The sequence below is a fragment of the Leptotrichia sp. oral taxon 223 genome, from assembly GCF_013394795.1.
Taxonomy (GTDB): Bacteria; Fusobacteriota; Fusobacteriia; order Fusobacteriales; family Leptotrichiaceae; genus Leptotrichia.
On sequence record NZ_JABXYU010000001.1, the window covers coordinates 20,012 to 33,243 of the forward strand.

Consider the following 13,232-nt stretch of genomic DNA (forward strand, 5'->3'; position numbering starts at 1 on the left):
TCGTATAAACAAAAAGAAGCAAAATATAATCAGCTATTTTTCACTATTTTAAACTCCACTTTAGCTTTTTTCTTTACTATTTTCATTAATATTTATCCTTTTTTTTTCTTCCATATTTATACTTTTCTTCTTAAAATATTGTTTTATTTTATCTTATCATATAATTTCAAAAAAAGATAGGGAAATACTTTTGATAATTTTTTCTTATACAATAGAAATAAGTTAAAAAAATTCATATTTTTTCTCTTATAAGTTGAAAAACTTTACAATAAATGATATAATTTTCTTATATAGGCGGTGATAAAATGATAAAAAGAGAACAATATTTAAAAGAAATTAGAAAATTTGTGGATAAACCTGTAATAAAAGTTATTACTGGTATGCGTAGAAGTGGTAAATCTATGATATTAAAATTAATATCTAAAGAACTTGAAGAAAATGGTATAAACAAGGAAAATATTATTTTTATTAATTTTGAGTCTTTAATTATCTAAAAGCACTTGAAAATGCCTATATTATTTCAAAAGTTCAAAGATACGACATAAAAGGAAATTCCATTTTAGAAACGCAAGAAAAATTTTATCTTCTTGATCTAGGATTAAAACATTCTCAATTAGGATATAGAGCAATAACTAAACAATTTAGGGGAAATAAATTAATGTTATTCCCCTTAATTTTTTATTTTTAATTCTAATTTCCCAATTTTTTCTGTTCTTCCTTATATTTTTCGCTTTTCTTTATATTCTCAATAACATTTTCTAAATAATCAGTTCTCCGTTTCGTTATCTCAAAAAGTTTTCCATAATACACACCTTCATCTTTATTTGCTAGAATAAAATACATTTGTGCCTCATTTTCTCTAAATTCTAGCCACTCCCTTTGTGAACTCAACAATCCATTTGATTGTTCTGATAATGCTGGAAGTACACATCCGAGAGGAGAGCCAAATCCATACGATGAGTCATCAGCAAAAATATCATCTTTAACGAGATAATATAATTCGTCGTATTTTTTATTCATCCTATTATTTTCTTTTACATACTCTTCTTTTGTTTTTCTAATTACATTTAGATTTAAAGTTTTTTTATTATCAGAATTTAATTCGTCAATTATTTTTGCTATCTCTAAAATTCTTTTATAATCCTCTTTTCTAAAAAAAGCAGATTCAACAAAATGCCCATCTACCATAGTTATATCAGAATGTAAACCAATTTCATATTTTTCACTTAAATATAATGCAAAGTGGGCTTCTTCACTTACAAAAGTGTACCAATTTTTAGTACTTTCACTAAATAGTTTATATATTCCTTCATTGTAACGATAAAATATATTTTTTTCATCATCGACTATCCTTTGTTTATCATGTATTAATTCTTTTTTTTCATGATTATAATGACTTTCCGGATATTTTTTTTCTATATCTTCTAATTTTTTTTTGATATTTTTTTCAAAAGGAGTTCCAATAAATAAATTTATTGTGTTTTCTTTTAATTCTTTTGTTACATTTTCATTAAATAATGGTTTAGTAAACGAATTTACTGAACACATCAAAGAAAATATACTTATAAACAGTATCTTCTTAATTCTCACTAAACCAAAACCCCTTTAGTCGAAGGAATCTCATCCCTATATTTCTCATCAATGCTCACAGCCTCTGCCAAAGCTCTAGCAACTCCCTTAAAAATCGACTCAATTATATGATGCGAATTTGTCCCTGCTATATTTTTTATATGCAACGTCGCATTCAAATGCCGTGTAAAGCCAATGAAAAACTCTTCCACTAATTCTGTATCAAAAGTCCCAACTTTCTCAGTCGGAATATTCACATCAAAATTCAAAAAATATCTCCCGCTTAAATCAACAGCAACTAACGTCAGGGCCTCATCCATCGGCAAAAGAAAGTTCCCATACCTTCTTACCCCCTTCAAATCTCCCAAAGCTTCATAAAAACATTTCCCCAATGCAATCCCAATATCCTCCGTACTATGATGATCATCCACCTGTGTATCCCCATCACAATAAACTTTCAAATCAAATCTCCCATGCTTCGCAAACAAGTCAAGCATATGATCCAAAAATCCAACCCCTGTATTATTCTCATATTTCCCGGTTCCATCAATATTTAATTCAACTTTTATTTTTGTTTCAAATGTATTTCTTTCAATTTTAGATTTTCTCATAACTTTATCCTTTCGTTATACCTTTAATTATAAATAGTATAATCTATTTTTTTCTCTTTTTCAAGATTGACCAAAAAACAAGAAATTTGTTTTGAAATATTAAAAACTATGGTACAATTTAGTGAGTAATTTAATGTATTCTAAAATATAGGAGGTGAAAATATGCTTACTTCTGATGAAAGAGCTGAAAATTTTATAAAAAGATTTGGTTTTGACTTTGATAAAATTGATAAAAATCAAATAATTTCTTTAATAAATGAAGAATTTGAAAGAGCAGTTGAAGAGAGAAAAAGATGTTTTTATGATAGTTCTGAATGTCTACGTGTATTGTGCGGATATTTGTTTTGTTTAGGCGATATTTCTGATGTTCCGTTATTAGAAAAAGTAAAATATAAAATTGATATGGATATGGGAGTTGCAATTGACGGCATATGGATTATTAGTTTAGAAAACAATGGTATAGAGATGAAAGAATACGACATTCCATCAAAAAAAGAAATTATAAAAGATTTTGTAGATGAATATAAAGTTTGGTTATAATATTCTGTATTAAATATGTTTAGAAATTTAACAATTTTTATTTCTGACAAGGGGAATTACCCCCTTGCATATTCAGTTTATTTTTAATTTACGTTATTTTTCCAACAAATCTTCCAATTTCTCAATAAAAATCCCCATTTCCTCATCCGTCCCAATCGTAACCCTCAAATAATTATCAATCCTATCTTTCGCAAAATATCTTACTAAAACTCCATTTTCTTTTAGCTGTTTATACAAATTGCCTGCGAAAACTTTATTGTGAGAAATAAAAATAAAATTAGCACTTGAATTTAATACTTTAAATCCTAATTTTTTCAATTTTTTAACTGTTTTTTCTCTAGTCTGAATAATTTTAGCATTAGTTTTTTCAAAATATTCATCATCCTTAAACGACTCAATTCCAGCTTCAATTGAAATTCTGTCAATCGTGTATGAGTTAAATGAAAATTTCAGTCTATTCAGCCCTTCAATTATATTTTCAGAGCCAAGTGCATATCCAAGCCGTATTCCCGCCATAGAACGTGATTTTGAAAACGTCTGAACTACAAGAACATTATCGTATTTATTTATTAATTTTACAGCACTTTCCGCCCCAAAGTCAACATACGCCTCATCAACGATAACTAGCTGATTTGGATTATTTTTTACTATTTCTTCAATTTCATCCAATTTTAAAGCAATCGAAGTTGGTGCATTCGGATTTGCAATAATTATATGTCCATCCAAGCCAAAATATTTTTGAATTTCAATTTCAAAACTGTCATTTAAAGGAATTTTTACTTCCTTTACATTAAATAAATCGGCATAAACTGGATAAAAACTGTATGTAATATCTGGATAATACACTTTATCTCCCGCATTAAAAAATGTCATAAAAATAAATGCCAGAACTTCATCCGATCCATTTCCAATAAACACCTGCTTATGTGTAACTTTATCGTTTATTTTATTAGAAAAATATTCAGCAATAACTTTTCCAAGCTCCATTACATCTGGATCTGGATACAATTTCAGATCTTCCAAATTCATAGATTTTATTTTTTCTATAACTTTCGCTGATGGCGGATAAGGATTTTCATTTGTATTAAGTTTAATATATTTTTTGTCTTTAGGCTGTTCTCCCGGTGTGTAAGGCTCTATTTCTTTTATTTTATCATTCCAAAATTTACTCATTTATATTCCTCTTTTCATTTAATCATCATTTGTATTAAACCCATTCATAATTTCATTTAGAGAAGTATTAAAATCATACTCTAATTCCCATTTTCCATTAATTTTTTTTACTTCTATTTCTGAGTAAGTTTCAACATAATCAAGATCGTTTAATTTTTCTTTAAATTTTTCATCAAGATATTTATAAAAGTTATCAAGTTTTGCTTTACTCATTTTTTCTATATTATCCATTTCTTTGTATGAAATATTAGCTTTTTCAAATGCCTCATCTAGAATTTCATCAGTATCAAAATCGTCAATATCTTTAGAGTTTGATACTAATCTAACTTTTGCTTTATTTTTTTCTAAAAATGAAATTTCACTAATCAAAATTGTTAAATTATCAATTACATTTAAAAAATTATTTTCTATAATTTTACTTGTCTTATCAAAATACTCTTTTGCAGCCTGCTTTTGTCTTTTAGGAATATTTTCCAATAATTCAGTAGATGATTTTTTTATATATTCTTGATAAAGTTTTTTTGAAATCTTTTTTCCTTCTGGAACATATCTCTCTATTATTTCTTTATTAACAAGATTCGTAATTTCTTTACTATCTTTATCAACTTCACTTTGTGAAATTTTAACCCCACTTTTTACATAAACCTCATAATTACTTTGTGCCATTCCCAATGTTCCCAAAATAAACAATTCTAGTAGTATTTTTTTCATTAATTCCTCCAATTATTCTGTTATTAATTTTTGGTTCTAATTATCTCTATTTTGTAAAAAATCTAAAATATTTAGATGATTTATTCCATCTTCGCTCAAATTTATTTCATCCATCGAAATTATAAACTTCTGAAAATTATCCTTTACTTTTTTCAATTTTTTCAAGTATTCAGTTTTTTTAATCATAAAATCACCTCATACAAAGTATACCAAAAAAAGAAAAATAATCAATTTTTTCTTTTCTATTCAAAAAACTTCCCAATTTCACAATTTTTTTCTTCTCTAAAATAAAAACTTTCAAAAATTAAATACTTTTTATTTTAAAAATGAAAAATTTTAATATTTTGAAAAAGCCTGAAAACTAGAAATTTATAATTTTCAATTTTATCAAAAAATTATTAAAAATCTGTTTTCAGACAAATTCTATTTTTTATTTATTAAATCTTTTAGAAACCGAACGAGCATGAGCCGTAAGCCCTTCATTTTCAGCAAACTTAATTACTTTATCCTTAACTTCTTCAAGTCCTTGTTTTGAATAGTAAATAAACGAAGATTTTTTAACGAAGTCGTCTACTGAGAGTGGAGAAGAGAATTTGGCAGTACCGCTTGTCGGCAATGTGTGATTTGGGCCTGCTAGGTAATCTCCGATTGGTTCAGGTGTGTTGTGTCCCATAAATATTGATCCTGCGTTTTTTATTCTTGGCAATAATTCAAATGGATTTTCTACTGCCAGTTCCAAATGTTCTGGTGCAACATAATTGCTTACAAAGACAGCATCATCCATATTGTCTACAATAACTATTCTTCCTTGAGTTTCAATCGACGCCCTTGCAATTTCTTCTCTCGGCAATTCCTTTAACTGCTTTTCCAATTCCTTACTAACTTCATTTGCCAACTTTTCAGAAGTCGTAACTAATATGCAGGCTGCCAGTTTGTCGTGTTCCGCCTGTGACAATAAATCTGCCGCTGTATGAACTGGGTCTGCACTTTCATCAGCAATTATAAGCACTTCACTTGGTCCTGCTATCATGTCAATCGAAACTTCCCCATAAACCATTTTTTTAGCCATTGCAACGTAAATATTTCCTGGCCCGCCAATTTTATATACTTTTGGAATAGTTTCCGTACCATAACTAAGGGCAGCTATTGACTGAGCTCCACCCACTTTAAAGATTCTGTCAACTCCAGAAATTTTTGCCGCAACAAGAATAGAGGATAAAATTGTTCCATCTGCAGTTGGAGGTGTTACCATTATAATTTCATCACATCCAGCAATTTTAGCTGGAACTGCATTCATAAGCACAGTCGAAGGATAAGCCGCTGTTCCTCCTGGTACATAAAGTCCAACTTTTTCAATCGGATTAACTACTTGCCCCAAAATTACGCCATTTTCCTGTCTTATTAAAAAATCATTCCTAACTTGTTTTTCGTGAAATTTCTTGATGTTGTCGTGTGAATACTGAATAACTTCCATTAATTCCTTGTCAATTGTGTCAAAAGCTTTTTGAATTTCCTCCTGTGTAACTTCCAAATTTTCCAGTTTTACACCATCAAATTTTTCAGTATATTCTATCAAAGCCTTATCTCCTCTAGCTTTAACATCTTTCAAAATACTTTCCACAGTTTCATTTACATCATCGTACGAAAACTGGCTTCTAGCAAGCTCCTTTTCCAAATCAACATCTTTTGAATACTTTATTGTCTTAATCATAACGCATCACTCCACTTCTTTTTTATTATATTTATTTAAATATTTTCATAGTAATTTTATTTAAAATAAGCCTTAAAAATTATGAATGTTTTGTGTAGCTACTATATTTTGTTTAATTTTTAGACTATTTACAAAATTTCTTTTATCTTGTTAACAATTTCCTCAATTTTTTTATTTTTAAATCTGTAACTTGATTTATTGGCAACAAATCTGGCACTTATATCTTCAATATTTGTAAGAATCTTCAAATTATTTTCCTTCAAAGTTGTCCCAGTTTCAACTATATCCATTATCACATCCGAAAGTCCCAAAATCGGTGCTATTTCAATAGAACCATTTAATTTTATAAGCTCTACATCCCTATTAATTGAGTCAAAATATTTTTTAGCCACATTAAGATACTTTGTTGCAACCACAAGAGGTCTATCGAAATTTTCTTTAAAATCCATCGGTCCTGCAATCGAAAACCTGCATTTCCCAAATCCCAAGTCCATTAGTTCGTACACATCAGGATTTTCTTCAAGCAGTATATCCCTTCCTACAACTCCAATATCCGCACTTCCCTTTTCGACATAAACCCCTACATCCGACGGCTTCACCAAAAGAAACCTAATATTTCTTTCCTCATTCACAAAAATCAGTTTCCTATTATCTTCCTTCATTTCCGAACTTTCATATCCTATTTTCTCAAATAAATTATACACTTTATTTCCTAATCTCCCTTTAGGAAGAGCTATATTTATCATACTATTCCTCCCTTTTTCAATTCCCCATTTTGAAAAATATATTTCTCATCAAAATTAAAAATTTCAAAATCACTTTCACCTAAATTCTCAATATTTTCTGTCCTTACTCTAAGCCCCTTTTTCTGAAAATCATTCACAATTTCCACCAATTTTTCAAAATCACTGTTATCATAAGCAATCAAAACCTCAAAATCCTTTTTATTCGTATCCTTATAATACCCCTTCAATCCATCAGTCAAAATCGCAAATCCAACAGCTCCGGTATCAACCCCAAATTTTTCAAACAATTTGTCATATCTGCCGCCAGTTAAAATTACATTTGGAAAGTCTTCAATATATCCTTGCAAAATAATTCCGTTGTAATAATTTAAATTTTTTACAACAGAAAAATCAAATATAATTTTTGATTTCTTGTAAAATTTCATCAATAAACTGTTTAACTGTTTAAGTTCAGATAATATTTTTTTCGTATTGCCATTTATTTCATATTTTAAAAGTTCCTTTTCAATATTTTCCAAATTGCCCGACAATTCAGGAATTTTATAAATCAATTTTTTCACATTTTCTGAAATATGTTCATTGCTTTTTAGTATTTTTTGTATATCGTGGCTGTTTTTTCTATTAATGCAATCCAATATTTGCTCTTTTGTTTCATATTCCAAATCGAAATTTTCAAAAATCGAAGAAATAAATCCCGCATGTGACAAAACAATCATACTTTTTTTATTTATAATATCCAAACTTTTTACTGCAAGATTAATAATCTCAAAATCCAAAAACGTCGATTCTTTCCCAATTAATTCAATCCCTAGCTGTTCATCCTCTTCGTAACCAACATATTTTGTTAAATTGTAGGTATTTTCCTGATAATAAATTTTACTGTATTTCAAAGACTGATCTTTAGACACCTTTTTAGCAACCGACAACGTAATATCAGGTCTCAACGCTAACAATTTTCCATTCGGACTCATAACAGTCAATACATTCCTATCAATAAAATCCTTATTTTCATTATACAAATCATATTCCTCAAAACTCGGAAGAGAAATCTTTTTATATCCATAAGAATCATACATTTTCCGTATATTTAGTAATACTAAATCTTTTTTACTCATATTTTTTATATAATTTTTCATAATTTACTTCACTTTCCACACCTGTTTTGCTTTTATCTTACCATATAATCAAAATAATTGCAAAAAAAGGAAGTTTTTACACTCCCTTTCATTCAAATATTTTCTATAAATTATCAGCTTTCTTTAATTTTTCTTTTTTTATCAAATATATTACAAACAGACTTATAGCTATCTGAACTACTACTGTAACAATACTGGCTTCAAATCCAAATGCCCCGCCACTTATAAATTCTTTATTGTCAATTGGTATCGAACTCAAAATTGACTTTAACGTACCCATTCCACTTATCTGCGAGCCAACAATATAGCCCAAAGTGAAATTCCAGAACGTGTGCATTGCCCCGATTATCCATAAGTTCCCAGTGTAATAATATATTAGGCCAAACATAATTCCAACTAAAAATATATTAAATAATCCTAGAATCTGAATATTTGGATTTAATAAATGAATTACTGCAAACAAGAAAGATGATACTATTATAGAAAATTTTATCCCCATTACCTTTGAAAACATCACCATTAAATATCCTCTAAATAAAACTTCCTCAAACATTCCTTGAAAAATAAAAAATAAAAGTATTCTTATGAATACAAAAAATTTAAGATTTCCTAAAAAATAAACTTCTATTCCTCTTAACCCAAATATTATAAAAAAAACGAAAAAAACTTCTAAAATCCCAAATAAAGCACCTTTCAAATAAGAACCAAATATCTTATCTTTAACAAAACCTAACTGCCTCAATGATAATCTTGAAACTTTCATCATAAAAAATATAGACAATCCTAAGCAAAAAAACTCATTCAATATACTTACATTTCCCTCTAAAGTAAAAAGTTCTCCCAAATTATCTATAAAAAATGGCATTAATAAAATTATTGAATAAAAATTTAAAACTAATGCAAAAAAAACAATAACAATCGGTACCAGTATTAACTTTAACTTATTATTTTCTCGAATATCATCTACATAATTTTGAAATTCGTCAGTCATTTTTCTTAATCTCCCATATATTTCTTTATTTTATCTAAAAATTATTTTATTTTTTCAAATACTTATAATACCCCTTAAATTCTTCATCAACCTCATTTTCTCCTAGCAAAAACCACTCCAATTCAGCCTTTTGCCCTTCTCTATCTTCATCCAAGACAAGTTTATACCGAAAATCAATATGAATATGCTCCCCTTCACTTTTCACAGGATTCTTAGGAATGTCAATCGCATTTACATCAATCAATCCCATATTTTTCATATTTTCATCAATTTTTGCAAAAAAACCAGTTTCTTCTACAAATTCACGGATAGCAGTGTCTAAAGGTATTTCATCATTTTCTACGTGTCCTGCTGGCAGTAAAATAGTTTTTAAATATGGATGTTTTATAAAATAACATTTATTTTTATTAAAAACAACTGCACTTGCTGATAAATGAACTTTTGATTTTCTGTTTGTCAAATCCTCTATTTTCATTTGTGATAATATTTCCAAAATTTTTTCTATTTTTGTTTTCAATTCAGGCTCGTATTCTGCTAAATTTTGTAAATGTTTTTTTAAGAAATTTACATTTTCCATTTTCAAAGTGTTCTCCTTTTGAATATTTTCTTTAATTTTAAAATTAAATTTTATTATAAACTTCTAGCATATTCAAAATATCCCTAGTTTCCTTCACATCATGAACCCTCAAAATTCTTCCTCCATCTTGCACCATCAGACTTTCAAATATTAATGTTCCCATAAGTCTTTCTTCTAGCGACAGCCCAAATATTTTCTCATTAAAACTTTTTCTTGAAATTGCAATCATTATTGGTAATCTCATATTCCGTAAATATTTTACAGACTTAATTCTTTCCATGTCTTCAGGAGTATTCATGCTATTATTTGAAGAATATCCAACTCCCGGATCTATTGAAATCTTTTCTCTTTCAATTCCAGTTTCTAAAATTGCTTTTACTCGCTTATCAAAATAATTTTCCAAATAATTTTTCAAGTTCGGAATTTCATCAAACCGTCCATTATTCATCACAACCAACGAAGGTTTATATTTTTCAACCAATTTCAATTTTCCTTCCGAAGTGAATCCATTAAAATCATTAATAATATCAATTCCCGTATCCAGTCCTTTTTCAATAACTTCCTCAGTATCACTGTCCAAAGCCAGCACAATATCTGGAAACTCCTTTTTCACAGCCTCAATATATTTTTCAATCCGATTCCATTCTTCTTCTGCCGAAATATCATCAAAATTAGGCTTAGACGATTTCCCCCCAAACTCAAATATTTTAGCTCCATTTCTAATATCTTCCTCAATTCGCTTCAAAACCTTATTTACACTTGAATTCCTTCCCCCGTCATAAAATGAATCTGGCGTAATATTCAAAATCGAATAAATAACCGACTCAGTCGTCAAATCAAATTCAAAACTATTCCCCTTCCAAATCAATCTATTTTCTTGTAAAATCTCTTCCAATTTTTCAATTCCATTTTCAAATTCAAACCTATTTTCCATTTTCAAAATTTCAACTAATTGTTTTAATTCTGAATATTTAAAAATAGCTGTAATCCCTTCATTTTTATTAAATAAAAAAATATTCTTTTCTTCCAAAAAATTCTCAAATTTACGCAGTTCTTCTTTATTTCCATTAAATTCAATAACAATATTTTTTGAATCCCTATTCTTAATTTCATTAATTTTAATCATTTTTATTTCTTTCCCTTCTTAAATAATATGTCTATTTTTTTGTTTTAATATTTATTCTGATTAAATTAAAAACATTTTTCAATAACTTTTTTTACTTCTCCTAACAAGTAAAATGATCCCACTACAAAAATACACTCATCTTCATTCTCTCTCAATTCCAACGCTTTCAAAAAAGCCTTTTCAATATTCTTTTCAGAAATTATAATATTTTTAGGATTTTCAATTTTTTTATCTTCAAAATATCTCTCCAAAATCTCTGAATCCAATTTTCTTTCTTCATTATTCGGCTCTGTAAGTATAAAATTATCTCCAGCTATTTTTAAAAGATTCACACATTTCTCCACTTCCTTATCCTTCAAAAATCCAACTACAAAAATCTTTTTCCTATTATCAAAATTCTTTTTAACATAATCTACAAAAGCCTCAACACTATCCTCATTATGTGCCACATCCAAATACACATTTTTAATTTTCTCAACTTTTTCCATTCGTCCTGCAATTTTCAATGTTCCCAAAGCTCTATCCAATATTTCCTCTGTATTTTCTACACTATTTTTAGAATCATCATAAAATCTAAAATACCACATTAAGACTGTTGCCAGATTCTCCAGCTGTTGATTGCCTTTTAGCCCAAATCTAAAAAAATACTCATTATTTTTAAAATTTTTCCCAAAATCATAATTTTTAATTATTTCAGCTTTAACTTTATTTTGAAATTCTAAACTGTTTTCAGATTTTAAATCTTCTTTTTCGTAAATATTTTGTCTATTCTCTTTTATATTTTCTACTTTTTCAATTTTTATATTTTTTTCAGCTAAAAAAATATCACAATTTTTATATTTTGCTTCTTTTTCCAAAATTTCATAAACTACATTTCTCTGATTTGGAGCAATTATAACATTGCTCTGTTTTCTTATAATTTTTGACTTTGTTCGGCAAATTTCCTCAATCGTATTCCCCAAAATATTTTTATGATCAATCCCAATCTTTGTAAAAATAGTATAATCAATTTTTGAAACTGCATTCGTTGCGTCCAGCTCCCCTCCAAGCCCACATTCCAAAATCAGAACATTCACATTCTTATTTTTAAAATGTATCATCGCAATCAAAAACACCATTTCAAAATACGATAAATCATTTTCCAAATCCAAATCCAGTTTATTCAAAACCTGTCTTAACTTATTTTTACACTCTTCAAATTCCAGTTCAGTAATTTCAACCCCATTAACCTTAATCAATTCATAAATTGTCCTTATTTGAGGACTCGTAAATAATCCAACTTTATATCCCATTTCACACAAAATGCTATTAATCATATAACAAGTCGAACCTTTCCCATTCGTCCCGCTAACATGAATAACCTGAACATCGCTCGCTGGATTATTCATTATATCCAAAATTTCTGCAAGCAATTTTACTCTTTTCTTTTCTCCATATAATGATTCTTTCATCACTTTTTTCTCCTATTTTTTAATCCTTTTAGTCATTTGTAAAAGTTTAAAAATTCCAGTAAATACAGCATTTTTAAATTTATTATTTTTCTCCACTCTCTGACAAGAAGTCTTAACCCTTGTTACTATAAATAAACATTACTGTTATTCAATTTTATCATTTTTACTTTTACAATCTATCATATCAAAAACTTTAAATTTTAATACTTTTATTTTATTTCTTTTATTAAATTATTTAGTTCAACTATATCTTTAGCTAACATATAAAAGTAAATCTTTTTATATGTATTATCGTATCCTTTAGGCTGAATACTACTATCTTCATACTCCTTGGATATTAATTTTTCAAATTTCTTTTCTTCTTCTTTTGCTTCATAAGATAAAGTTCTATTTTTGTCAATGTACTCAATAAATTCCTTTAATTCCATAATTTTTTTATCTACATTAGGAATTGATAAAACTTCTTTTTCAAATTTCTTAAATCCTTGAACATCAATTAGCAGTCCACCTTTAGAAAATGCAATCCAAATAAATTCAGAAGAGATTATATTAAAATCAGGCTTTGGAGCTGATGAAGGTAAATAATAGTTTGCTTTCATCCTTTTATAGTATTCTAAAATATTAGAATTTTTTTCAATATTTTCTATTTTTTCTCTAATATTTGACTTTTTTATTTTAATTAAATCTTTTTCATTGAAAAAATCAAATTTTTTTTCATTTATACTAATATTAAAGTTATCCAAAATGAATTTATTATCAATACTATTAATTATTTTATCAGCAAACTCATAATCATCAAGGATCCAAACGGGAATATTATTTTTATTAGCTTCTATTGTTATATTACCTTTAAATTGAATTAATTTACTGCCATTTTCGTAATAGAAAAA

At 27.6% G+C, this 13,232-nt stretch carries 15 protein-coding genes; 2 read left to right on the plus strand and 13 right to left on the minus strand.

What is annotated here, in order from left to right; genetic code table 11:
• Positions 1–305: 305 nt before the first annotated feature.
• The gene (locus HW275_RS00110; protein ID WP_178934192.1) at positions 306–494 is read left to right on the plus strand and encodes an AAA family ATPase; all 189 of its coding nucleotides are present in this window, start codon (positions 306–308) and stop codon (positions 492–494) included.
• Between the two features lie 196 nt (positions 495–690).
• Here the strand turns inward: HW275_RS00110 and HW275_RS00115 are convergent, their stop codons facing one another.
• Together HW275_RS00115 and hisB are read right to left on the minus strand one after the other, a co-directional pair.
• Positions 691–1,590 carry a DUF1311 domain-containing protein gene (locus HW275_RS00115; RefSeq protein WP_178934193.1) on the minus strand — a complete coding sequence of 300 codons (900 nt, stop codon included), beginning with the start codon at positions 1,588–1,590 and terminating at the stop codon, positions 691–693.
• Positions 1,590–2,180, minus strand: a complete 591-nt coding sequence (hisB, locus tag HW275_RS00120) for an imidazoleglycerol-phosphate dehydratase HisB (protein ID WP_178934194.1) — start codon at positions 2,178–2,180, stop codon at positions 1,590–1,592. Before hisB ends, HW275_RS00115 begins: the two co-directional genes overlap by 1 nt.
• 162 nt (positions 2,181–2,342) lie before the next feature.
• Here hisB and HW275_RS00125 point away from each other — a divergent pair, with 162 nt between their 5' ends.
• Positions 2,343–2,720, plus strand: coding sequence for a hypothetical protein (locus HW275_RS00125; protein WP_178934195.1), 378 nt, complete (start codon positions 2,343–2,345; stop codon positions 2,718–2,720).
• Positions 2,721–2,813: 93 nt separating this feature from the next.
• Here HW275_RS00125 and hisC read toward each other — a convergent pair whose 3' ends face one another.
• The 11 genes from hisC to HW275_RS00180 all read right to left on the minus strand — a co-directional run bounded on the left by hisC (position 2,814) and on the right by HW275_RS00180 (position 12,941).
• On the minus strand, positions 2,814–3,893 hold the full coding sequence (gene hisC / locus HW275_RS00130) for a histidinol-phosphate transaminase (RefSeq protein ID WP_178934197.1): 1,080 nt from the start codon (positions 3,891–3,893) through the stop codon (positions 2,814–2,816).
• 18 nt (positions 3,894–3,911) lie between these two features.
• Positions 3,912–4,604, minus strand: coding sequence for a hypothetical protein (locus HW275_RS00135; RefSeq protein WP_178934198.1), 693 nt, complete (start codon positions 4,602–4,604; stop codon positions 3,912–3,914).
• A 36-nt stretch (positions 4,605–4,640) separates the two neighbouring features.
• Positions 4,641–4,790 carry a hypothetical protein gene (locus tag HW275_RS00140; protein ID WP_218975064.1) on the minus strand — a complete coding sequence of 50 codons (150 nt, stop codon included), beginning with the start codon at positions 4,788–4,790 and terminating at the stop codon, positions 4,641–4,643.
• A gap of 244 nt (positions 4,791–5,034) precedes the next feature.
• The gene (hisD, locus tag HW275_RS00145; protein ID WP_178934199.1) at positions 5,035–6,315 is read right to left on the minus strand and encodes a histidinol dehydrogenase; all 1,281 of its coding nucleotides are present in this window, start codon (positions 6,313–6,315) and stop codon (positions 5,035–5,037) included.
• 128 nt (positions 6,316–6,443) lie between these two features.
• Positions 6,444–7,061: an ATP phosphoribosyltransferase gene (gene hisG, locus HW275_RS00150; protein ID WP_178934200.1), complete on the minus strand. Its 618-nt coding sequence runs from the start codon at positions 7,059–7,061 to the stop codon at positions 6,444–6,446.
• Complete coding sequence (locus tag HW275_RS00155; protein WP_178934201.1) at positions 7,058–8,197, minus strand: ATP phosphoribosyltransferase regulatory subunit; 1,140 nt, start codon at positions 8,195–8,197, stop codon at positions 7,058–7,060. The genes hisG and HW275_RS00155 overlap by 4 nt, the downstream gene beginning before the upstream one ends.
• Before the next feature lie 103 nt (positions 8,198–8,300).
• Entirely contained in the window at positions 8,301–9,188 is an 888-nt protein-coding gene (locus tag HW275_RS00160; RefSeq protein WP_178934202.1) for a CPBP family intramembrane glutamic endopeptidase, read from the minus strand.
• 46 nt (positions 9,189–9,234) lie between these two features.
• Positions 9,235–9,765, minus strand: a complete 531-nt coding sequence (locus HW275_RS00165) for an NUDIX domain-containing protein (protein WP_178934203.1) — start codon at positions 9,763–9,765, stop codon at positions 9,235–9,237.
• Positions 9,766–9,808: 43 nt separating this feature from the next.
• On the minus strand, positions 9,809–10,891 hold the full coding sequence (folP, locus tag HW275_RS00170) for a dihydropteroate synthase (protein WP_178934204.1): 1,083 nt from the start codon (positions 10,889–10,891) through the stop codon (positions 9,809–9,811).
• Between the two features lie 65 nt (positions 10,892–10,956).
• Positions 10,957–12,342, minus strand: a complete 1,386-nt coding sequence (locus tag HW275_RS00175) for a folylpolyglutamate synthase/dihydrofolate synthase family protein (RefSeq protein WP_178934206.1) — start codon at positions 12,340–12,342, stop codon at positions 10,957–10,959.
• A 209-nt stretch (positions 12,343–12,551) separates the two neighbouring features.
• Positions 12,552–12,941 carry a hypothetical protein gene (locus HW275_RS00180; protein ID WP_178934207.1) on the minus strand — a complete coding sequence of 130 codons (390 nt, stop codon included), beginning with the start codon at positions 12,939–12,941 and terminating at the stop codon, positions 12,552–12,554.
• Positions 12,942–13,232 lie beyond the last annotated feature (291 nt).

Excerpts from the sequence above, each read along its gene's own strand:
- HW275_RS00110 (WP_178934192.1), top strand. The coding sequence starts at position 306 with ATGATAAAAAGAGAACAATATTTAAAAGAAATTAGAAAATTTGTGGAT.
- hisB (WP_178934194.1), bottom strand. The coding sequence starts at position 2,180 with ATGAGAAAATCTAAAATTGAAAGAAATACATTTGAAACAAAAATAAAA.
- HW275_RS00125 (WP_178934195.1), top strand. The coding sequence starts at position 2,343 with ATGCTTACTTCTGATGAAAGAGCTGAAAATTTTATAAAAAGATTTGGT.
- hisC (WP_178934197.1), bottom strand. The coding sequence starts at position 3,893 with ATGAGTAAATTTTGGAATGATAAAATAAAAGAAATAGAGCCTTACACA.
- HW275_RS00135 (WP_178934198.1), bottom strand. The coding sequence starts at position 4,604 with ATGAAAAAAATACTACTAGAATTGTTTATTTTGGGAACATTGGGAATG.
- HW275_RS00140 (WP_218975064.1), bottom strand. The coding sequence starts at position 4,790 with ATGATTAAAAAAACTGAATACTTGAAAAAATTGAAAAAAGTAAAGGAT.
- hisD (WP_178934199.1), bottom strand. The coding sequence starts at position 6,315 with ATGATTAAGACAATAAAGTATTCAAAAGATGTTGATTTGGAAAAGGAG.
- hisG (WP_178934200.1), bottom strand. The coding sequence starts at position 7,061 with ATGATAAATATAGCTCTTCCTAAAGGGAGATTAGGAAATAAAGTGTAT.
- HW275_RS00155 (WP_178934201.1), bottom strand. The coding sequence starts at position 8,197 with ATGAAAAATTATATAAAAAATATGAGTAAAAAAGATTTAGTATTACTA.
- HW275_RS00160 (WP_178934202.1), bottom strand. The coding sequence starts at position 9,188 with ATGACTGACGAATTTCAAAATTATGTAGATGATATTCGAGAAAATAAT.
- HW275_RS00165 (WP_178934203.1), bottom strand. The coding sequence starts at position 9,765 with ATGGAAAATGTAAATTTCTTAAAAAAACATTTACAAAATTTAGCAGAA.
- folP (WP_178934204.1), bottom strand. The coding sequence starts at position 10,891 with ATGATTAAAATTAATGAAATTAAGAATAGGGATTCAAAAAATATTGTT.
- HW275_RS00175 (WP_178934206.1), bottom strand. The coding sequence starts at position 12,342 with ATGAAAGAATCATTATATGGAGAAAAGAAAAGAGTAAAATTGCTTGCA.
- HW275_RS00180 (WP_178934207.1), bottom strand. The coding sequence starts at position 12,941 with ATGAAAGCAAACTATTATTTACCTTCATCAGCTCCAAAGCCTGATTTT.